At 62.3% G+C, this 20,308-nt stretch carries 21 protein-coding genes; 16 read left to right on the top strand and 5 right to left on the bottom strand.

The genetic code is table 11. From position 1 onward, the window contains the following. Positions 1-666 carry a carbonic anhydrase gene (locus tag R0382_RS11055; RefSeq protein WP_432719644.1) on the bottom strand — a complete coding sequence of 222 codons (666 nt, stop codon included), beginning with the start codon at positions 664-666 and terminating at the stop codon, positions 1-3. A gap of 276 nt (positions 667-942) precedes the next feature. On the opposite strand from R0382_RS11055, the gene R0382_RS11050 reads away from it, so the two are divergent. The 5 genes from R0382_RS11050 to R0382_RS11030 all read left to right on the top strand — a co-directional run bounded on the left by R0382_RS11050 (position 943) and on the right by R0382_RS11030 (position 3,756). Then, positions 943-1,491, top strand: coding sequence for a cytochrome b (locus R0382_RS11050; RefSeq protein WP_432719643.1), 549 nt, complete (start codon positions 943-945; stop codon positions 1,489-1,491). Positions 1,492-1,639: 148 nt separating this feature from the next. Beyond that, positions 1,640-2,209, top strand: coding sequence for a YceI family protein (locus tag R0382_RS11045; RefSeq protein ID WP_432719642.1), 570 nt, complete (start codon positions 1,640-1,642; stop codon positions 2,207-2,209). 2 nt (positions 2,210-2,211) lie between these two features. Beyond that, a complete protein-coding gene (locus tag R0382_RS11040; protein WP_432719641.1) occupies positions 2,212-2,541 on the top strand; it encodes a DHCW motif cupin fold protein in 330 nt (109 codons plus the stop codon). Between the two features lie 17 nt (positions 2,542-2,558). Further along, complete coding sequence (locus R0382_RS11035; RefSeq protein ID WP_432719640.1) at positions 2,559-3,125, top strand: YceI family protein; 567 nt, start codon at positions 2,559-2,561, stop codon at positions 3,123-3,125. Between the two features lie 175 nt (positions 3,126-3,300). Then, on the top strand, positions 3,301-3,756 hold the full coding sequence (locus R0382_RS11030) for a YgiW/YdeI family stress tolerance OB fold protein (protein ID WP_432719639.1): 456 nt from the start codon (positions 3,301-3,303) through the stop codon (positions 3,754-3,756). A gap of 39 nt (positions 3,757-3,795) precedes the next feature. Here the strand turns inward: R0382_RS11030 and R0382_RS11025 are convergent, their stop codons facing one another. Then, positions 3,796-4,707, bottom strand: coding sequence for a LysR family transcriptional regulator (locus R0382_RS11025; RefSeq protein WP_432719638.1), 912 nt, complete (start codon positions 4,705-4,707; stop codon positions 3,796-3,798). 113 nt (positions 4,708-4,820) lie between these two features. Here R0382_RS11025 and R0382_RS11020 point away from each other — a divergent pair, with 113 nt between their 5' ends. Beyond that, positions 4,821-5,519, top strand: coding sequence for a pirin family protein (locus tag R0382_RS11020; RefSeq protein WP_432719637.1), 699 nt, complete (start codon positions 4,821-4,823; stop codon positions 5,517-5,519). Between the two features lie 108 nt (positions 5,520-5,627). On the opposite strand, the gene R0382_RS11015 is transcribed toward R0382_RS11020, so the two are convergent. Further along, positions 5,628-8,303 carry a GNAT family N-acetyltransferase gene (locus R0382_RS11015; protein ID WP_432719636.1) on the bottom strand — a complete coding sequence of 892 codons (2,676 nt, stop codon included), beginning with the start codon at positions 8,301-8,303 and terminating at the stop codon, positions 5,628-5,630. Between the two features lie 165 nt (positions 8,304-8,468). On the opposite strand from R0382_RS11015, the gene ppa reads away from it, so the two are divergent. Continuing rightward, positions 8,469-8,999 (top strand): inorganic diphosphatase, encoded by a 531-nt coding sequence (gene ppa, locus R0382_RS11010; protein ID WP_432719635.1) that lies wholly within the window; start codon positions 8,469-8,471, stop codon positions 8,997-8,999. A gap of 238 nt (positions 9,000-9,237) precedes the next feature. Next, positions 9,238-10,377 carry a porin gene (locus R0382_RS11005; protein WP_432719634.1) on the top strand — a complete coding sequence of 380 codons (1,140 nt, stop codon included), beginning with the start codon at positions 9,238-9,240 and terminating at the stop codon, positions 10,375-10,377. An 80-nt stretch (positions 10,378-10,457) separates the two neighbouring features. Here R0382_RS11005 and R0382_RS11000 read toward each other — a convergent pair whose 3' ends face one another. Next, positions 10,458-11,363 (bottom strand): LysR family transcriptional regulator, encoded by a 906-nt coding sequence (locus R0382_RS11000; protein WP_432719633.1) that lies wholly within the window; start codon positions 11,361-11,363, stop codon positions 10,458-10,460. 229 nt (positions 11,364-11,592) lie between these two features. Here R0382_RS11000 and R0382_RS10995 point away from each other — a divergent pair, with 229 nt between their 5' ends. The 3 genes from R0382_RS10995 to R0382_RS10985 all read left to right on the top strand — a co-directional run bounded on the left by R0382_RS10995 (position 11,593) and on the right by R0382_RS10985 (position 15,383). Beyond that, positions 11,593-12,885, top strand: a complete 1,293-nt coding sequence (locus R0382_RS10995) for an SGNH/GDSL hydrolase family protein (protein ID WP_432719632.1) — start codon at positions 11,593-11,595, stop codon at positions 12,883-12,885. 47 nt (positions 12,886-12,932) lie between these two features. Then, positions 12,933-13,727, top strand: coding sequence for an SDR family NAD(P)-dependent oxidoreductase (locus tag R0382_RS10990; protein ID WP_432719631.1), 795 nt, complete (start codon positions 12,933-12,935; stop codon positions 13,725-13,727). A gap of 453 nt (positions 13,728-14,180) precedes the next feature. Continuing rightward, positions 14,181-15,383: an ammonium transporter gene (locus R0382_RS10985; RefSeq protein ID WP_432719630.1), complete on the top strand. Its 1,203-nt coding sequence runs from the start codon at positions 14,181-14,183 to the stop codon at positions 15,381-15,383. Positions 15,384-15,453: 70 nt separating this feature from the next. Here the strand turns inward: R0382_RS10985 and R0382_RS10980 are convergent, their stop codons facing one another. Next, the gene (locus R0382_RS10980; RefSeq protein WP_432719629.1) at positions 15,454-15,852 is read right to left on the bottom strand and encodes a RidA family protein; all 399 of its coding nucleotides are present in this window, start codon (positions 15,850-15,852) and stop codon (positions 15,454-15,456) included. A gap of 349 nt (positions 15,853-16,201) precedes the next feature. Between R0382_RS10980 and R0382_RS10975 the strand changes: the two genes are divergently transcribed. The 5 genes from R0382_RS10975 (at position 16,202) to R0382_RS10955 (ending at position 20,118) form a co-directional block, all read left to right on the top strand. Continuing rightward, complete coding sequence (locus R0382_RS10975; RefSeq protein ID WP_432719628.1) at positions 16,202-16,741, top strand: hypothetical protein; 540 nt, start codon at positions 16,202-16,204, stop codon at positions 16,739-16,741. Positions 16,742-17,073: 332 nt separating this feature from the next. Further along, positions 17,074-17,523, top strand: coding sequence for a hypothetical protein (locus tag R0382_RS10970; RefSeq protein WP_432719627.1), 450 nt, complete (start codon positions 17,074-17,076; stop codon positions 17,521-17,523). Between the two features lie 47 nt (positions 17,524-17,570). Beyond that, on the top strand, positions 17,571-17,972 hold the full coding sequence (locus R0382_RS10965; protein ID WP_432719626.1) for a GFA family protein: 402 nt from the start codon (positions 17,571-17,573) through the stop codon (positions 17,970-17,972). A 49-nt stretch (positions 17,973-18,021) separates the two neighbouring features. Further along, positions 18,022-18,441, top strand: coding sequence for a GFA family protein (locus tag R0382_RS10960; protein WP_432719625.1), 420 nt, complete (start codon positions 18,022-18,024; stop codon positions 18,439-18,441). A gap of 447 nt (positions 18,442-18,888) precedes the next feature. Continuing rightward, on the top strand, positions 18,889-20,118 hold the full coding sequence (locus tag R0382_RS10955) for a dicarboxylate/amino acid:cation symporter (RefSeq protein WP_432719624.1): 1,230 nt from the start codon (positions 18,889-18,891) through the stop codon (positions 20,116-20,118). Positions 20,119-20,308 lie beyond the last annotated feature (190 nt).

Genomic DNA, 20,308 nt, shown 5'->3' with positions numbered 1-20,308 from the left:
TCAGGGGGCGGCGGTGCCGTTGGTTTCCGGTGCTTCGACCACGGCGGCGAACACGTTCTGCTCGGGATCGAACTGGTACAGCGCGCCTTGCTGGATATCGAAGTACCAGCCGATCAGCGCCAGCTCGCCGGCTTGGACGCGCTCGGACACGAAGGGGAACGACATCAGGTTGTCGAGCGAGACGATGATGGCCGCCAGCTCGCACGCACGCACCTGGGCTTCCGGGCTCTTGTGCTCAAGCTCGGCCAGCACCTGCTGACGGGCCGGGTCGGCAATGCGTACCCAAGGGCCGATGAAGTCGGTTTCGCTCGACGCATCCGCGCCGGCCATCAGCGCACCGATACCGCCGCAGGCCGAATGCCCCATGACCACGATCTGCCGCACCTTGAGGCTCCTGACCGCGTATTCGATCGCCGCCGACACGCCGTGATACTGGCCGCCGGTTTCGAACGGTGGCACCAGATTGGCGACGTTGCGCACGACGAACAGGTCGCCCGGGTCGCAATCGGTCAGGATCGCCGGATCGACGCGCGAATCGGAACAGCCGATCAGCAAGGTCTTGGGCTTCTGCCGACGCTTGAGGCTTTCGAAGAGCTTGGTGTCTTCGCCGAAGTACTTGTGCTGGAAGCGGCGGAAACCGCCGATGAACTTTTCGATGTCTTTCATGCCCAGTAGATTCCTGAAAGGCCTCGCGCCGGTATGGCGCGCTGCAATATATGCCAAACATCCCGGTAGGGGATTCTACCTGTTGCGGCAAGAGATCGCCTTTTGACTATTGTAAGCACTCGACATGATTCGAAGCCCGGCGCTACATTGTGGCGACGACGAGCATCATCTTGTTCTGTTTTTTCGAACCACCAGTTGCATATTTTTAGCTATCTCTCGATAAGCCTACGGCAATACTATTTGCTGCAGGTCAATAAATCTGAATAAGGATTCCTCATGTCCCGAGACCGTTACGACCCGCTGCAGATGTCGCTGCACTGGCTGATGGCGCTGCTGATCTTCTCGGCCTTTGGTCTGATCTGGTACTTCAACAGCCTCGAACTCGGCCCGCACACGTTCAAGCTCAAGTTCCAGGTCATTGCCTGGCACAAGTGGGCCGGCATCAGCGTGATGTTCCTGCTGATCCTGCGGCTGGCATGGCGGCTCGGTCGCGGCGCCCCTGCGCCATTGCCGAACCAGCCGGCCTGGCAGCTCAAGGCGGCCACCGGCATTCATCACCTGCTTTATCTGCTGATGTTCGCCCTGCCCTGTATCGGCTGGCTGATGAGCTCGGCCAAGGGCTATTCGGTCGTGCTGTTCGGCGAATGGCCGCTGCCCGATCTTGTCGGCAAGAATGAAGCGCTCGGCGAGACGCTGGCGACGATTCACTACTACGTCGGCTATACGTTGCTGGCTGCCGTCGTGCTGCATGCCGCAGCGGCCATCAAGCATCACCTGATCGATCGCGACGCAACGCTGTCGCGCATGTTGCCCTGGGGCCGCTGATCCGCCCCTTTTCTAAACCAGTGAAGAGCGGTTAACAAAATCCAGCATCGCGGTGCTGGCAAGGCGTGCGAAGCGCAGACAGTACAAACAAGTACGGCAAGCACAACGCAGCCAGCAGGATTTTGTTAACCGCTCTGAGGAGAACACGATGACCCGTTTTCGTACCACGCTGATCGCCGCGACGCTGGCCGCCGCCGCGATCATCCCGGCCCAGGCCGCGCAGACGCTGAACGCCGGCAAGAGCCAGATCGGCTTCACCTTCAAGCAGATGAACACGCCGGCCGACGGCAGCTTCAAGCGCTTCGCCGCCAACGTCGACTTCGATCCGGCCAAGCCCGAAGCGACCAAGGCCGAATTCAGCGTCGACCTGACCAGCATCGACACCGGCAGCCCCGATGGCGATAGCGAGGCCAAGAAGAAAGCCTGGTTCAACACCGCCGCCACCCCGAAGGCGACGTTCACCGCCAAGAGCGTCAAGTCGCTCGGCAACGGCAAGTTCGAAGCGCGTGGCCCGCTCACGATCAAGGGCGTGAGCCGCGACGTCGTCTCGACCTTCACCGCCAAGCAAAACGGTGCCGACCTGCAGCTCGACGGTAGCTTCCCGCTGCTGCGCCTGCAGTACAAGCTCGGCGACGGCGACTGGGCCGACACCGGCGCGGTGGCCGACGAAGTGCTGGTCAAGTACCGCTTCGTACTGAACGGCAAGGCCGGCAAGTAAGCATGCAGCTGGACCAGATCGCCTTCGGCATTACCGACTGGGACACGGTCGAAGAAACCGTGCACCCGGGCGCTGCCGGCGAGGCCCGCTGGCGTACGCGCCAGTTCGGCAACGTCCGCGTGCGCCGCGTCAGCTATACGCCGGGCTATCTGGCCGATCACTGGTGCAGCAAGGGCCACATCCTGCTGTGCCTCGCCGGCGAGCTCGACACCGAACTCGCCGACGGCCGCCGCTACACGCTCCTGCCCGGCATGAGCTACCAGGTGGCCGACAACGCCGAACCGCACCGCTCGTCCACCCGGACCGGTGCCACCCTTTTCATCGTCGATTGACCCTGGAGTAAATACCCATGAAAAAATTGATCCTCGCCGCTGCCCTCGCCACCGTTGCCTCGGCTGCTTTCGCCGCGCCGGAAACCTATGCGATCGATCCGTCGCACACCGCGGCGCATTTCTCGATCAACCACATCGGCTTCTCGACCCAGCAAGGCACGTTCGACAAGACCAGCGGCAGCATCGTGCTGGATGCCGAAAAGAAAACCGGCAGCGTCGACATCAGCATCGACACCGCCAGCCTCGACACCGGCTGGGACGCGCGTGACAAGCACCTGAAGGGCGAAGACTTCTTCAACGTCGAGAAGTACCCGACCGCGACGTTCAAGTCCAAGGCCTTCAAGTTCGACGGCGACAAGCTGGTATCCGTCGATGGTGATTTCACCCTGCTCGGCGTGACCAAGCCGCTGTCGCTGGCCGTGAGCGACTTCAAGTGCGGCCAACACCCGATGATGAAGAAGGCCTGGTGCGGTGCCGCCGCAACCGCCGTGCTCAAGCGCAGCGATTTCGGCATGAAGGCTTACCTGCCGGCCGTGGGTGATGAAGTCAAACTGACGATCCAGGTCGAAGCCGGCAAGCAATAAAACCGCCTGTCTGCCCACCTGCAAAAACCCGCGCCCGCCGCGGGTTTTTGCTTTTCCGGCCCCCTGCTCGACCGATGGCGCTGCCTACACTGTAAGCACATGGGCCAGCGACAAGTTTTCACGGTGCAGCGAAAAACACGCGCGTACGAGCCCTGTATGGGACCAGGAGGTCATCATGAGCACAGGCACGCACACCCCCATCGTCTGTTTGGCCCTGCTGGCCGGGTTCTGGCTGTCGTCGGCGCAGGCCGGCTACAACGGCCCCGGCAGTGAAGCCACCGACATCGACACCGCCGCCGCCGCGCTGCAGGCCCCCGACAAGACGTCGGTCAGCCTCGAAGGCTATATCCTGCGCAAACTCAAGGGCGATCGCTACGAGTTCCGCGACAAGAGCGGCGCCATCGGCGTCGATATCGACGAAGAACAGTGGCCGAAAGAAGCCGTCAACGATCGCACCAAGGTCCGCGTGATCGGCGACATCGACCGGGCCCTCAGCTGCATCGGCGTTTCGGTGCAATCGCTCGAAATCGTCGCCGCCGACACCGATGCACCGGTCAAATCTGCACCGCAGAAGACCACCTCGGCCAAGAAGCCCGCCGTCGTCGCCAAGAAGACCAAGACCGGCAACTGAACCGCCGTCCCGGCGGCCTGTATCGCAGGCCGCCGCCGACTAGCGCCCGGCGAGCCAGCGACCGATCCGCTCGTCCGCCGCCAGCGCATCCAGCCACCAACGCAAGGCCCGGCCCGCGCCGCTGGTTCGCCACGCGGCATACAGCCGGACCGGTGGCTTGATCTCCTCGACCGCCAGATGCACCAGTCGGCCATCGGCCAGATACGGTGCCGCAACGCAGCGCGGCAAGTAACCGCAGCCGAGCCCCGCCAGCTGGATATCGAGCTTGGAGGCCAGATCCGGCACCGTCAGCGTCTGCTGCCCCGACAGGATGCCGACGGTGCGCGGCAACTGGTGCCGCGAGCTGTCGGCGATCGCGCAGGAACGGTGTTGCTGAATCTGCATCGGCTTCAGCGGTTCGGGCAAAGCGGCGAGCGGATGCTGCGGCGCGACGGCGAAAATGAACTCGCAATCACCCAGGTAATGCGTTGCGTAACCGCCGCCGTGCGCGCCTTCGAGCGGCGTGCCAATGATGATGTCGGCGCGGTGGTCGCCCAATGCCTCCCAGCCACCGCCGAGCGTTTCGCGCGAAAAACGCAGCCGCGTGCCCGAATCGAGTGCATCGAATTCGGCAATCCACGGGTGCAGCAGCGACATCGGCATCAGCGCGTCGATGGCGATGTTCAGCTCGGTTTCCCAGCCGGTTGCCACCCGCTTGACCCGGCATTCGAGATCGCCGGCCGCACGCAACAGGTGCCGGCCTTCCTCGAGCAGGGTTTCGCCGGCCGGCGTCAGCCGCGCACGATGGCCGCTGCGGTCGAACAGCTGCACATCCAGCTCGTCCTCCAGCTTCTTGACCATATAGGTGACCGCCGACGGCACCCGGTGCACCGCTTCGGCCGCGGCGGCAAAGCTGCCCTTGCGCGCGATCGCGTCGATGATTTCCAGCGATTCGAGATTCAGCCTGAGCATTGCCGACATCCATTCATAAATTAGAACAAGATGAGCATATATTTCCGCTATCACCACATCAAGTCAAGGAATAGCATGGCATTACTAGTTCAATGACGATGAAGGAGATCAATATGATCAAGCTGCGCAAAGCCAACGAACGCGGTCATGCCAACCACGGCTGGCTGGATTCGTGGCATAGCTTCTCGTTTGCCGGCTACTACGATCCTGCCCACGTGCAATTCGGTGCGTTGCGCGTCATCAACGACGACCGCATCGCCCCCGGCATGGGCTTCGGCACGCACCCGCACAACAATATGGAAATCATCAGCTACGTGCTCGAGGGCGAGCTGGCGCACAAGGACAGCATGGGCAACGGTTCGGTGATCCGTGCCGGCAGCGTCCAGCGCATGAGCGCCGGCACCGGCGTGGCGCATTCGGAATTCAACCCGTCCAAGCAGCACGCGGCGCACCTGCTGCAGATCTGGCTCATCCCGGACCGTCAGGACGTGGCGCCGTCGTACGAGGAAAGCTACTTCGACGTGGCGGAAAAGCGCGGCAAGCTGCGGCTGGTTGCCAGCGGTGACGGCGCCGACGGTTCGGTGACGATCAATCAGGATGCGCGGCTGTACAGCGGCCTGTTCGACGCCGGCGAAACGGCAACGCTGGCGCTGGCTGCAGGCCGACGCGCCTACGTTCACGTCGCGCGCGGCCAGGTCGCGGTGAACGGCGTTGCGCTCGAAGCCGGCGATGCGCTGCTGCTCAACGACGAGGCCGCCCTGCACGTCGGCAACGGCCAACAGGCCGAGGTGCTGGTGTTCGACTTGGCCTAAGGCCGCACGCGGGGTGAGACCGTTGCCCCGCGTACGTCGGCGGTCGCCGGCAAGCTGCCCGGACCATACCCGCAGGTCTGGCCGTGCGTTCCACGCTGGGCGATGCCGTCAGAGCGCCTTGACCACCCACTTGAGTCCGTCGTCATCCGGGTGCGGCTTGACCTCGAAACCGAGCGACTTCATGAATGACAGCATGGTCTTGTTGCTTGTCAGCACCTCGCCCTCGACCACCGACAGGCGCATGTCGCGCGCGGCGTCGAACAATGCGTTCATCAAGCGGTTGCCCAGCCCCTTGCCCTGCCAGGCGTCGTCGATGACGATGGCGAACTCACAGCTGTCGAGGTCCAGATTCACCGCAAAGCGCGCCACCGCGACGATCGCTTCGCCACCGCCCGATTCGACCGCCGCCACCAGCGCCATTTCACGGGCGTAATCGATCTGCGTAAACCGTGCCAGCTGGATCTGCGGCAACGATTTCAGCGTGCTCATATAGCGGTTGTAGCGGGTCTCTTCCGACAGATGGCCGACGAAGGCCATGATCAGCTCGGCATCTTCGGGCCGGATCGGCCGGATCGTCACCGGCATGCCGTTCTTCAACTGCGCGACCTGCACAAGGTGTGACGGATACGGGTGGATCGCCATATGGCCATAGCGACGCGCGTCGGCTGCGACCGGCGCGACGATGACCCGGGCGTCGACGGCGATCACGCCGTTTTCATCGACGACCAGCGGATTGATGTCGAGATGCTGGATCTGCGGCAACTCGCAGACCATTTCGGAGACCCGCAGCAGCACGCCCTTGATGGCCTCGAGGTCGGCCTCGGGCTGGTTGCGGAAGGTCTCGAGCATTTTCTTGACCCTGGTGCGGCGGATCAGGTTCTCGGCCAGGTATTCGTTCAGCGGCGGCAGCGCCACGGCGACGTCGTTGAACACCTCGACAGCGATGCCGCCGGCGCCAAAGGTGATGACCGGGCCGAACGCCCGGTCGTGGGCGACGCCGACCATCAGCTCGCGGGCATTCTTCTTGCCGTGCATCGGCTGCACCGTCAGCCCCCTGAGCTGATCGCCGAGCCGATCGCGCGCGCGCGCGAGCATCTTGTTCGCCTCCGAAGCAACCTGCACCAGGCTGGTCAGGCTCAGCGCCACGCCGTCGACGTCGGTCTTGTGCAGCACGCCTTCGGCGTCGATTTTCAGCGCCACCGGCAAACCCATGCCCATCGCAGCGTTAACCGCCTCGTCGGCGCTGGCGGCGCGCATCGTCAGCGTTACCGGGATATTGAACGCCCGCAGGATCGCCTTCGACTCGATCTCGTCGAGCACGCTGCGGCCGCTGGCGAGTACGCCATCGATGATCATGCGCGCGGTCTCGAGGTCCGGCGCGTCCCACTCGCCCAACGGGCCTGGCGTCTGCAACAGCAGTTGCTGGTTGTGCTGCCAGGCAGCGAGCGAGTAGAACACCTCGATCGCCTGCTCGGGCGCATGAAAATAGGCGCAACCGGCCTTGGCGAGCAGCTTGCGGCTGGCTTCGACCTTCTTGCCGCCGATCCAAGCGAACAGGATCGGCTTTTCATGCGTCTTGCGCAGCGCCGCAAGCACCCGCGCCGTTTCCATATCGTCGGTGCCGGCCTGCGGGGTGAAGACCACCAGTACGCCGTCGACCTGCGGATCGTCGAGCATGATGCCCGTCACCGCCTCGAAGCGTGACGCAGGGGCATTGCCGAGGATATCGACCGGATTGTCGCGGCTGGTCTGGCCCGGAATGATGGCATCGAGCCGCGCGACGGTCTCGGGTGACAATTTGGGCAAGGGTACGTTCAGATCGCGCGCGCGGTCGACGGCCATCAGGCCGGCGCCGATGCCGTTGGTGACAATCGCCAGCCGCCGCCCCTTGACCCGATGATTGTTGGTCAGCACCCGCGCGGCGGTGAAAATCTGGTTGATCGAGCGCACCCGCAGCACGCCGGCGCGGCGCAGCGCGTTGTCGAACACGTCGTCACGGCCGATCAGCCGCTCCGAGTGGGTCCGCCCCAGTTTGACTTCGTCGTCGTAGCGGCCGACCTTGAGCACCAGTACCGGCTTCGAGCGCGCGGCGGCGCGCAGCGCCGACATCAGCGTGCGGGCGTCGTGCACGTCTTCGATATAGATCAGGATGCTCTTGGTCTTGTTGTCGGCCACGAGATAATCGAGCGTTTCGCCGACATCGACATCGGCGGCCACGCCCAGCGACACCACCGACGAAAAGCCGATCTCGTGCGACTCGGCCCAGTCGAGGATGGCCGACGCCACCGACGACGACTGCGACACCAGCGCCATGCTACCGGGCCGGATCTTGCCCAGATAATTGGCCGCGGCGAACTTGCTGACGCCACGCGCCATGCCGAACACGGTCGGCCCGATCAGCCGGATGCCGTACTGGCGCGCCCGCAGCAGAATGCGGTCGAGCAGCTTGCGGGTCTTGGCGTCGGTGCCGACGAAATCACAGCTCATGATCACAACGGCGCGGATGCCGGCCCGGCCGCATTCATCGATCACGTCGGGCAGCGTTTTCGACGGCGTGGTGATCAGCGCCAGCTCGACCGGCGCGCCGATGTCGCGCACGTGCTTGAACGCGGTAACGCCCTGCACCTTGGCGTGCCGCAGGTTCACCGGGTAGACCTTGCCGGCATAGCCCGATTCGAGCAGATTGGCAAAGACCACGGCCCCGACCGAGCCGGCGCGATCCGACGCGCCGATCACCGCCACCGAGCGCGGATCGAACAGAGGGGTCAGATAGTGTTTTTTCATGGCCCAAGCCTTTGCCGGTGATGCGTCATTCTAAGTGCAGCGTCGGCGACGCGCGCTGCGGCAGATCAAGTGCATTCTGCCATTGTCCGATCACGCCGGATGCGGCCGAAATCACCTACCGCTATAATTCTCGGGTTTTCCAATTAACCCGCATCAGGACGCAGCATGGACATCAGCAAGATCCCCGCCGGCAAGGACCTGCCGAACGACTTCAACGTCATCATCGAAATCCCGGCCAATGCACCGCCGGTCAAGTATGAATTCGACAAGGAAGCCGGCTGCATCATCGTTGACCGCTTCGTCGGCACCTCGATGTCGTACCCGATGAACTACGGCTTCGTGCCGCACACGCTGTCGCTCGACGGCGATCCGGTCGACGTGCTCGTGCACACCCCGTTCCCGCTGTCGCCGGGCATGGTCATCAAGTGCCGCGCCATCGGCGTGCTGGGCATGGAAGACGAAGCCGGCCAGGACGCGAAGGTCATCGCCGTGCCGGTCGAGAAGGTGTGTGCAATGTATGCCCACATCCAGAAGCTGGAAGACCTGCCGGAACTGCTGCTCGCGCAAGTGAAGCACTACTTCGAGCACTACAAGGATCTCGAGAAAGGCAAGTGGGTCAAGGTCACCGGCTGGGGCGACAAGGCTGCAGCACAGGCCGAGATCGTCACGAGCTTCGAGCGCGCCAACAAGGGCTGATCCATCCGCCCCGTTGCAAAAAAAGCCGGTCATTGACCGGCTTTTTTCATGCCTTGTTCGGCGCCAGAAATAATGACATGTTGTTTAAAGCCACCATTTCAATGTAATTGATTGCATTTGAAACAAATGCACACCGAACTACAGTGCTTCTCGCAAAGTTTCACAACTTTTAACAAGAACTGCCGCAGCTATTACCAAGCGGCAGTAAAAAAGTGTTCACAAAGAGAAGGAGTCGTTCATGCAATCCCGCATCCTGCGCAACCGCATTCTCCCCGCCCTGCTGCTCGCCGCCTTCGCGGCGCCGGTCATGGCTCAAGTCACCATCGGCGGCTCGATGGAATCGGACATCCTGCTCGAAGGCTCGAACGCCGACGGCTTCAAGGACAACGTCCAGCTCGACGTTGAACCGCGCATCTTCTTCCAGGGCGAAGACAAGCTCGACGGTGGTTCGAGCGTAATCTGGAAAATCTGGACCGGCGCCGAGAACTACCGCAGCGACGCAGCCCACAACAACGACAACAACTCGGGCAACGGCTCGCGCACCTGGGGCAACCGCGAAGCCTGGGGCGGCTGGAAGGGCGACTGGGGTACGCTGCGCGTCGGCAAGATCTACTCGCCGTCCTACCTCGTTCTCGACTGGCCGTACGCGGCACAGGGCGGCTCGATGCACGTTGAAGAAGTCGGCCTGCTCGGCTTCAACATCGACAACTCGATCGTCTACGACTCGCCGAACTTCAACGGCTTCAACTTCTCGGGCATGTACTCGCTGCGCACGCAGCAGAACAATGTCGACGGCGCCGGCAACGAATACTTCGCCGACCTGACCGCGGGCTACACCGGCCACAACGCCAGCGTCAACGTGGGCTACCAGCAAGCCAAGCCGCGCCTGCAAAGCGGCAATGTCAGCGACGACGCCGACAAATTCGCCTTCATCGCTGGCGGTTACACCTTCGGCGACAGCGGCTTCACCGTGCGCACCGGCTACAAGTGGTGGAACTGCTCGGCCTCGGCCGAAGCAGGCGCGGTTGGTGCGGACGGCCTGGGCGACAACGTCGGTGGCTGTAACTACTTCACCGGCCCGGAACAGCAACAGGCCTGGGTACAGGGTATCTACGCGACCGGCAAGCACAGCGTTTCGCTGGGTTACAACTACTTCTGGGGCGCGAAGGACATCAACGGCAACAAGATCGACGACAGCGACAGCCAGACCATTCTGGCGCGTTACACCTACGCACTGTCGAAGAACACCTCGGCCTACTTCGATACCCGTTTCAGCTTCAACGAAAGCAACGGCACCATCGGCGCCACCTACGGCACCTCGTACAAGCCGGGCACCGACTCGTACCGCGTGCTCATCGGCACCTGGACCGGCTTCTGATCCTGAAGCCAGCAGTCAACGCACGTTCTACGGCCCGCGCAAGCGGGCCTTTTTTTCGATTTCCCGCTCGCAAGCGCACATCAGCCCAAATCCACTTTCTCAACCAGAAAATCGAGCAAAGCGCGCACTCGCGATGGCAGATGCCCCCCTTGCCCGAGGAAGACCGCATGGACTTCCTCCAAGTCACCCGGGTTGAAGTCCTCCAGCACGGTCTGGAGCCGTCCGGCCGCGACGTCGTCCTTGACCTGAAACGCCGCGAGTCGCGCCAAGCCGACGCCTGCAAGCGCCAGGCGCCGTAGTGCTTCGCCATTGCTGACTTGCGCATTGCCGATCGTCGCCACGTTGATGGTGTGACCTTGGTCGAGCAGCGGCCATCCCTCCATCGCCCGCGCATAGTTGAAGCCCAGCCGGTTGTGCCGCTCCAGATCGACCGGATGCATTGGCATGCCTTGGCGCTCCAGGTAGGCAGGGGCGCCGACAATGACCATGCGGGTTGCGCCCAGCTTGCGCGCGAGCAAGCGTGAGCTCTTGAGCGGGCCGGCGCGCACCGCGACGTCTGCGCGTTGCTCGAGGATGTCGACCACCTCGTCGGTCAGCACGACGTCGAGCGTGATGTCCGGGTGCCTCGCCAGGAACTCGGGCACCAGCGGAAGCAGGAAATGCTCACCGAACGGCACGTTGGTGTTGACGCAAAGCCGACCGCGCGGCGCATCTTTGGTCGCGGCGCTGCGCTCCGCTTCTTCCAGGTCGGCCAACACTTTGACGCTACGCTCGTAAAACACGCAGCCCTCGGGGGTGAGCTGAATTTGCCGCGTCGAGCGGTTGAGCAAGCGCACTTCCAGCCGGCTTTCGAGCCGTCCTACCAACTTGCTGACTGCCGAAGGCGTCATGTGGAACGCCCGCGCGGCGGCGGAGAAACCTCCGAGCTCCACTACGCGGTTGAAAACCTCCATCTCCCCCGATCGGTTGACATCCAGACGCGCCATATGAAGTGAACTCACAAGTGTTGTGCCACTGAGCAGTCTATCGCATTGGTTTATTTGAATTCATGATTAATGCATGAATATCACATGAATTCACACATCTTGGACCCATGCCACTCGCCCTCTACGCGCTAACCGCCACGTCCTTCGGCATCGGTGTCACCGGCTCCAACGCTCCTTACCAACGGCAGGTTTCTCCGCGAATCTGATTGACTGAAAACAAGGACCCACCATGACAGCAAACCCTGTTGCCCGCCTTGCCATTCACCGCCCTAGCCGCTGGCTGGCGTGGCGCCATCGATTCATCGCACTCACGCTGGCGGCCTCGGTTGCCGTGCCCGCTGTCGTGAAAGCGGCCGAACCCAGCAGCTGGATCGGCAGCTGGACGGCCAGCCCACAACCGACCTGGGGATCGGACTTCGCTTTCCCGACCAATATTCCGGCCACCTTGCAAGACCAGACCATCCGGCAGGTTGCCCGCATCAGCCTGGGCGGCAAGCGTATCCGCATCGTGCTATCCAACGAATACGGTAGCCAGCCGCTGGTCATCGGTGCCGCGCATATCGCGCTGGCTGCCGCTGGATCGGCGATCGTCAGCGGAACGGATCGACCGATTACTTTCGGCGGCAAATCCTCTGCCGTCGTGCTGCCGGGCGCGCCGCTGGTGAGCGACCCAGTCGATCTGGCGGTCGCGCCCTTGGCTAGCGTAGCGGTCAGCGTCTTTCTACCGAAAGAAACAAAGGCCACCACCTTTCATTGGGATGGTCGCCAAACGGCTTATCTGGTGAAGGGCAATCAGGTCGCGGCCAAGCGCATCGATACAGACACCACCACCAGTGCGCGCATCCTCCTGAGCGGCATCCAGGTCGAAGCCACTGCAACTGCCGGCGCCGTGGTCGCGATCGGCGACTCCATCACCGACGGGAATGGTGCAACCATCGACGCCAATTCGCGCTGGCCCGATTTCCTGGCCGCGCGCCTGGCACCAAGAAACGTGGCAGTACTCAATGCCGGCATCTCTGGCGCACGCCTTCTCGGCGACCGGATGGGCGTCAATGCACCGGCACGCTTCGACCGTGACGTGTTGAGTCAACCGCAGCTCAAGACTGTCATCGTACTGCTCGGCATCAACGACATCAGTTGGCCAGGAACAGCGTTCGAGCCCAACGGCACCAGGCCTTCAGCCGACGCCCTGATCGCCGGCTATCGCCAGCTCATCACTCGCGCACATGCGCGTAGCGTTCGGGTCGTCGGCGCGACGCTGACGCCATTCGAGGGCGCATTGCCTGGCACGCCGCTGGATAACTACTACCAAACGTACAAGGACGAGTTGCGTCAGAAAATCAATGCATGGATACGCACCAGCGGCGAATTTGATGCCGTACTCGACTTCGATGCACTGCTAAAAGACCCTGCACATCCGACGCGTTTCAAGCCGGAATTCGACTCGGGCGATCATCTGCACCCAGGGGATCGCGGCAACAAGGCAATGGCTGCGGCCATCGATCTGGACGCGCTTTTCTAGGTTGATCGCGCGCACGTCTCGTCTACATCAGGAAAGGAAAGTCGCTCATGAAAATCGACCTCTCAGGCAAGACCGCCATCGTCACCGGCTCCACGGCGGGCATAGGCTATGCCATCGCGAAAGGCCTGGCGCAGGCTGGCGCCGATGTGGTGGTGAATGGCCGCACCGCAGCCGCTGTCGAGCAAGCCGTTGCCAGGCTGACCTCGGAAGTTGCACAAGCGAACATCCGCGGTGTTGCGGCCGACGTCGGCACTACCGATGGCTGCGCGGCGCTAGTGGCTGCGCAGCCATCCGCCGACATTCTGGTGAACAACGTCGGCATCTACGGGCCGCAAGACTTCTTCAAGATCCCGGATGCCGAATGGACTCGCTTCTTCGAGGTGAATGTCATGTCGGGCGTGCGCTTGTCCCGTGCCTATCTGCCAGGCATGGTGCACCGGCACTGGGGCCGCGTGTTGTTCCTGTCCTCGGAGTCGGCGCTGAACATCCCCGCCGACATGATCCACTACGGCTTCACCAAGACAGCCGGCCTTTCAATCTCGCGCGGTCTGGCCAAGCGCGTCGCCGGTACAGGCGTGACCGTCAACGCCATTCTGCCCGGCCCGACCTTGTCGGATGGCCTTGAAGCCATGCTGAAGGCAGAACAGGAGGTATCGGGCCTGTCCATGGAAGAGACCGCGGCCGCCTTCGTGATGAAGCATCGCCCCAGCTCGATCATCCAGCGCGCGGCGACCGTCGACGAGGTGGCCAATCTGGTCGTCTACATCGCCTCCCCCCAAGCTTCGGCCACGACCGGCGCGGCGCTCCGGGTAGATGGCGGGGTGGTCGAAACGATCGCTTGAGCCGTGGGCAATACTTTGCCCACGACAGTATGGCGAACCTGCCCTCACTGTTTTCATCCCTCGATATCGAGAACCAGAAGCGTGAGATCGAGGCACCGTGGCGCTTCGCCATTTGCGGTGCCTTATCGCCATCACAGCAGAACCTCGCTGCGCTCGTGCTGGCGACAGCCGTGCTCGGCTGCACTGTCTGGTCGCGGCAATCGACGCAGCGCCATGGTGCGGGTGACCCATGCACCAATCCAGACATCCGGCACCGTTTGAGTGCGCAACACCGCTTTGGCGAGCGGTCGTTGCACCATACCGGCACACCCGTTTCATCACCGTCGACCGCCGATCTGAACCAATCCATTGTAAATCAAGACACTGAAGCCTTCGGCACGGTGCTTGCTTTCGGTGCATCCCGCATAAGGCGCAGCCACCGCATGCGCCAATCCAGACCTACGGGAGCACGCAGTGACGCAATTTCAAACCAGTACCGATGTGCTGTTCATCCTGCTCGGGGCGATCATGATTCTGGCGATGCACGCCGGCTTCGCCTTCCTTGAGCTCGGCACGGTCCGCAAGAAAAACCAGGTCAACGCGCTGGTGAAGATCCTCACCGATTTCGGCGTCTCGGCCATTGCCTATTTCTTCATCGGCTACGGCATCGCCTACGGCACGCATTTCTTCGGCCCGGTGCACGAAATCGCCAAGGACAGCGGCTACGAGCTGGTGCGCTTCTTCTTCCTCTTGACCTTCGCCGCGGCCATCCCGGCCATCGTCTCCGGCGGCATCGCCGAGCGCGCCAAGTTCCACCCGCAATCGGCCGCGACCTTCCTGCTGGTCGGCTTCGTCTATCCCTTCTTCGAAGGAATGATGTGGAACAACAACTTCGGCGTACAGGACTGGTTCAAGGCCGCCTTCGGCGCGCCATTCCATGACTTTGCCGGCTCGGTCGTCGTTCACGCCGTCGGCGGCTGGATCGCACTGCCGGCGGTGCTGCTGCTCGGCGCGCGCCGTGGCCGCTACAACAAGGACGGCGGCGTCGCCGCGCATCCGCCGTCGAGCATTCCGTTTCTGGCGCTCGGCGCGTGGATCCTTATCGTCGGCTGGTTCGGCTTCAACGTGATGAGCGCGCAAAAGATCGCCGGCATCTCGGGCCTCGTCGCGATCAACTCGCTGATGGCTATGGTCGGCGGCACGCTAACCGCAATGTGGGCCGGCAAGAACGACCCCGGCTTCATCCACAACGGCCCGCTTGCCGGCCTCGTCGCCGTCTGCGCCGGCTCGGACGTGATGCACCCGCTCGGTGCGCTGGTCGTCGGCGGCGTCGCCGGCGCCGGTTTCGTCTGGCTGTTCACCGTGGTGCAGAACCGCTGGAAGATCGATGACGTGCTCGGCGTGTGGCCGCTGCACGGCATCTGCGGCGCCTGGGGCGGCATCGCCGCCGGCCTGTTCGGCCTCGAAGCCCTCGGCGGCGCCGGCGGTGTCAGCTTTGTCGCCCAGCTGGTCGGCACACTGATGGGCTGCAGCATCGCCTTCGTCGGCGGCTTCATCGTTTACGGCGCGCTGAAGAAAACCGTCGGCCTGCGCCTGAGCGACGAGGAAGAATTCAACGGCGCCGACCTGTCGCTCCACAAAATCAGCGCAAGCCCGGAGCGGGAATCGAGCTGGTAAGCCGAACAGGATGGCCAGGGCAGCGCAAACAACTTGCCGGCGCTGCACCGAGGCCGCCGGCAACGGCCGGCTAGTCGAGGATGGCCTCCGCCTCGATCTCGATCAGCCATTCGGGCAAGGACAGCCCGCTGACGATGATCCATGACGACGGCGGCGGATCGGCCGGGAAGCGCTGCCGCAATGCCTGGGCAATGACGTCCTGTTCGTCCCGGGCGGCTTCGCAGATATAGATCCGCAACATGATCACCTGTTGCAGCCTGGCGCCCGCCGCCGCCAGCACGCGCTCGATATTGTCGAAGGCCGCTTCGGTCTGTACCTGCAAACCGGGCCCGACAGTCCGCTCGTTCGCGTCGACGCCGACCTGACCGGACAGCAGCATCCGGCGCTGCCCGCTGACGATCGCAGCCTGGCTGAAGCCGTATTGCTGCGTGTCGAATACGCTATCGGGATTGAGGACGGTTTTGGGCATGATCGACTCCTGGTCTGCGTGTCGCCGCGGTTTGCAACGGATGATGGGGGGGCTTGCCTACGCCCCCGGAGCATGACCGTGCAGCAACGCGCGAGTTCACCGGGCCGATCCCGCACCAGATCTGCCGAGCCGGAAAAACCCGTCACACCGGCAATTTGCGTCACCTTGCTGTCCGTTCCGGCTCGGGCACCGCAGGTAGCCCGACCACCAGGGAAACGCAATGCCGGACGAACGGATATGCAGGCGGAATTATGGAAGTCTGGCTACATTGATCACGAGAGTGCGAATGTCCAAGCACCCCCTTTACACCGTTCAGTTTTGAAACCCTGAAACGACTGGAGTGCTGATCATGTCTGAATACAAAAGCCCTACACTTGGTGAATATGTCGCATCAACGCAGAAATGGCGAGAAGCATTGGAAATCCCCAACTGGATAGATTTCGATGGCCAAGTCGAAGCAGCCAATGAGGCGCTGGAAGACTTTAAAATGTCCAAGCCTGATAAATACAAGGAACTCCTTGAAGATGGCGAGCCGTGGATTGCCAGAGAAGCGCAACGGCGTCGCGATGCAGCCCCCGACCCGGAATTGATTAAAGCCATTCGACAGCAACTGAGTAGCATCAAGCTGGGAACCTACCTCAGGGCGACCGGCAAGTACGGAAATGCCATCAATCCGACCATAGAGCAAGGCGAACTGAAAAGCGTTGATTTCGACAAGGGAATCCTTGTTTTGCACAGCACGGTATACGGAAACGATATTTCGGTGCAAATCGACAAGATCATTTCAATTGACGACACCCACACAGGTTCAGGCGCTTCGGGACCCGCACAAACACCGGACTTAAGGCAAGTCGGTTCGGACTGGTATCGTGGAGATCAAAAAGTATAATGGCAAAACAAATACGGCGCCTTGCGTCGTATTTGTTGCGATCACCAGCAAGCAGACATAAATTAAAAATCAAACGCAATATTCAAGTGGTTTTCAATTCCGTGAACCAGCCTGTTAAAACGCGTGGCTCGGCGCCATGAAGCCAAATCGTTGTCTTGGCCGATCATTCAGCGTCCCCCTTCGTCAATCCCGATCACCTTGAGCCTTGCGAAGCTGCTTTGCTGCGGGAAGCATTGCCGGATCCGCCCGCTCGTCGCCCCGCCCTTCATGCCGATCTTCAGCCCACTGCGCTTGCTCGGTGAATCCACCCACTTCCAGCACCGGATGCCTGCATGACCATGTTGCGCCATCTTCTGCATGTTCTTCGATACACCTGGGCAGCACCCTGCTCCGCCGTAGGTTTGCTGCTGGCGGCGCCGGCCCTGCTGCTGGGTGGCAAGGCGCGGTGTCATTTCGGGATACTGGAAATTGCCTTGCCGGGCACCGAAGCCATGCGCCGTCGTTTGGGCGCGATCACCTTCGGCCATGTGGTGCTCGGCGGCAGCGAGGAGACACTGGCGCAACTCCGCAGCCATGAGCTGGAGCACGTGCGGCAATATGAGCGCTGGGGCGTCGTATTCTTTCTGGCGTATCCGGCGTCCAGCCTTGTCCAGTTGTGCCGGGGCCGTCACCCTTACTGGTCCAACCATTTTGAGGTGCAGGCACGCGCGCGTTGCGCACAGGGTGCGGCCGGGCCGAGCGATGCGCCCAAGACCGGCGGGGCGACACCGCCGCGACCTTAGCCCGGATATAAACAGCACCATTTTCTCAAGCACTCAGGACTTCACCCATGCGCGGCAGCTGCCTTTGCAAATCCATCGAATATGAAGTGGACCAGCTCGACACCGAGATCGAGCATTGCGCCTGCCATACCTGCCGCAAGGCGCACGCGGCGGCCTTCAATACGGCGGCAGGCGTCAAGCAGGCGCATTTCCGCTGGCTGAAAGGTGCCGAACTGTTGAAACACTACGAATCATCGCCCGGCAAGAAACGCTACTTTTGCTCCAATTGCGGCAGCCATCTGGTCGCGCAGAAGGAAGGCAAGGCACATCTGGTGCTTCGGGTCGCGACGCTGGACGACGATCCGGGGCAGTTGCCGGTACAACGGATCTGGGCTTCGCACGCCGTTCCCTGGCTTGCCTACGACTCAGACATCGATAGCCATGCCGAATGGCAGCCCGGGCATCAATAAGACACCAGCTCCAATTTCTGCTTAGCGCCCCCTTTCGGAGCCATGACGCATGCCGCATTCCCACCCGCCGCAAGCCCATCCCCTCAATGGCCAATGCCTGTGCGGCGCGGTGCGTTATACCGTGGCCGATGAGTTCGTCTATGCGCTCAACTGCCATTGCTCACAATGCCGCCGCGCAACCGGTTCGGCCTTCAAATCGTTTGCCGGCATTGAACGCGACAAATTGGCGATTACACAGGGCGTAGACCGGCTGCTGATCTATGGCGAAGCGCTGGCGCACGATGTGCGCTGCGGCTGCTGCGGCTCGTTGCTGTACTCGCTGGTGCGCGATGGCGCCTTCGTGCATGTAACACTGGGCACGCTGGCCGATGCGCCCGGCATTCGCCCGTCGGCGCATCTATTCGTCGGCTCGAAAGCGCCTTGGTTCACGATCACCGACGATCTGCCGCAACACCAGGAATTCGGCTGAATCCACGCCTGGCGATGACCCGGATCGTTGGCGCGACACGCTGCCGATCACCTGCCTGACCGGACCTCGCGACAGCCCGTCCGCCCCCCCCCCCCCCGGTTCGAACATCGCCCGGGCGACCGGCCACTTCAAACCGCCAGCCACAGTGCGTCCCCGGCGCATCGCGTGCCTGCCCAATGGCGAGCGCTCCGATTGCCGCAATGGCGGCTGCACATCGTCCCGCTGTTATGCAGGCCACACCTCGGCCCGCCCATCAGGCGTAAATATTGCCGCGACAGCCTGCGCCGTGACGAATTACCAGCCAACGGCGGTAATTGGTCATTGAATTGCAGCCATAAAGTTGCAGTTTGCAACAATGTTACCGGTTTCCCTGAATGCGTATTCCAGACTTTGTCATTAGGCTCCGGCCGGCAAATCTAAATAGATAAACGAAATTCTGGAGGACGCATGTCCAAGCTCAAACATATGCCGATGTGGCAAAAAATCCTGATCGCTTTGGCACTGGGTGTCTGCGCCGGCCTGCTCTTGGGCGATTACGCCAAGATGCTCAAACCGCTGGGCGATATCTTCCTGTCGCTGATCCGCATGACAGTGCAGCCGGTCATCTTCGTATCGCTGGTCTGCGGCATCCTGTCCTTGCAGGACCTGTCCAAAATGGGTCGGATCGCCGGCAAGACCCTGCTGGTGTTCGCGTTGACGATGGCCTGCGCCGCGGCAATCGCGATGGGACTGGCCACGCTGTTCGGTATCGGCAACGGTTTGAATCACCTGATCAGCGCCGCCGCACCGGTCGCCGGCAAGACGGTGTCGTTCACCGACACCATTGTCGCGATCTTCCCGTCCAACGTGTTCTATTCGCTCGCCAATGGCGACGTGCTGCCGGTGATCGTGTTCGCGATCTTCTTCGGCCTGGCGATCAACTTCTCCGGCGAAGCGGGCGAGCCGGTGGCGCGCTTCTTCAACGCGCTCAATGAAGTCGTCTTCAAGCTGATCCTGCTGGTGCTGTCGTTCGCGCCGATCGGCGTGTTCGCGCTTATGGCCTACGTGACCGCCGACAACGGCTTCGCCATTCTGGGCGAGCTCGCTTCGCTGGTCGGCGTGATCTACCTCTCCTGCTTCATCATGATGTTCGGCGTCTACTCGCTGATCCTGCGCGCCATCGGCCTCAATCCGCTGCGCTTCATCCGCAAGATGCTGCCGGTGCAGCTGTTCGCCTACTCGACCGCGTCGTCGAATGCGACGATTCCGCTGAATATCGAAACCGCCGAACACCAGCTGGGCGTGAAGAACTCGATCGCCTCCTTCGTGCTGCCGCTGGGCGCCACGGTGAACATGAACGGCCTGTCGACCTATCTGGGCGCCGTTGCCGTGTTTGCCGCCAATGCCTACGGCGTGCACCTGAGCCTGAGCCAGATGCTGATGGTGATCCTGACGACGACGCTGTCGGCGATCGGCGCCGCCGGCGTGCCGGGCACCGGACTGATCGTGATGAGCCTGGTGCTGGCCTCGGTCGGCCTGCCGCTCGAAGTCATCGCGGTCATCGCCGCGGTCGACCGCATCATCGACATGATGAACACCGTGACCAATATCTCCGGCGACACGCTGGCGTCGGTCGTGGTCGCGCGCAGCGAGGGCGATCTGGATCGCAAGGTCTACGACGCCGTCGCCACCGAGTAAACGGCGTCGCGCAGTCACCAGGGCAGACCACGGTCTGCCCTTTTTTATGGCCGTGATGCGGGGCACGCCGCCTGCTGGACCGCATGCCGATGTTTCTGGATACCCGGCAGTTCTTGGTCTACCTGAATAAGGGAAGAGCACGCCCTCGCCGGCGCAACACCCCGCCCCGGCCTGCCGGCTGCCTCGCCCC

The sequence above is a fragment of the Jeongeupia wiesaeckerbachi genome, from assembly GCF_050916355.1.
GTDB lineage: Bacteria > Pseudomonadota > Gammaproteobacteria > Burkholderiales > Chitinibacteraceae > Jeongeupia > Jeongeupia wiesaeckerbachi.
This window is presented reverse-complemented; position numbering and strand designations above follow the sequence as displayed.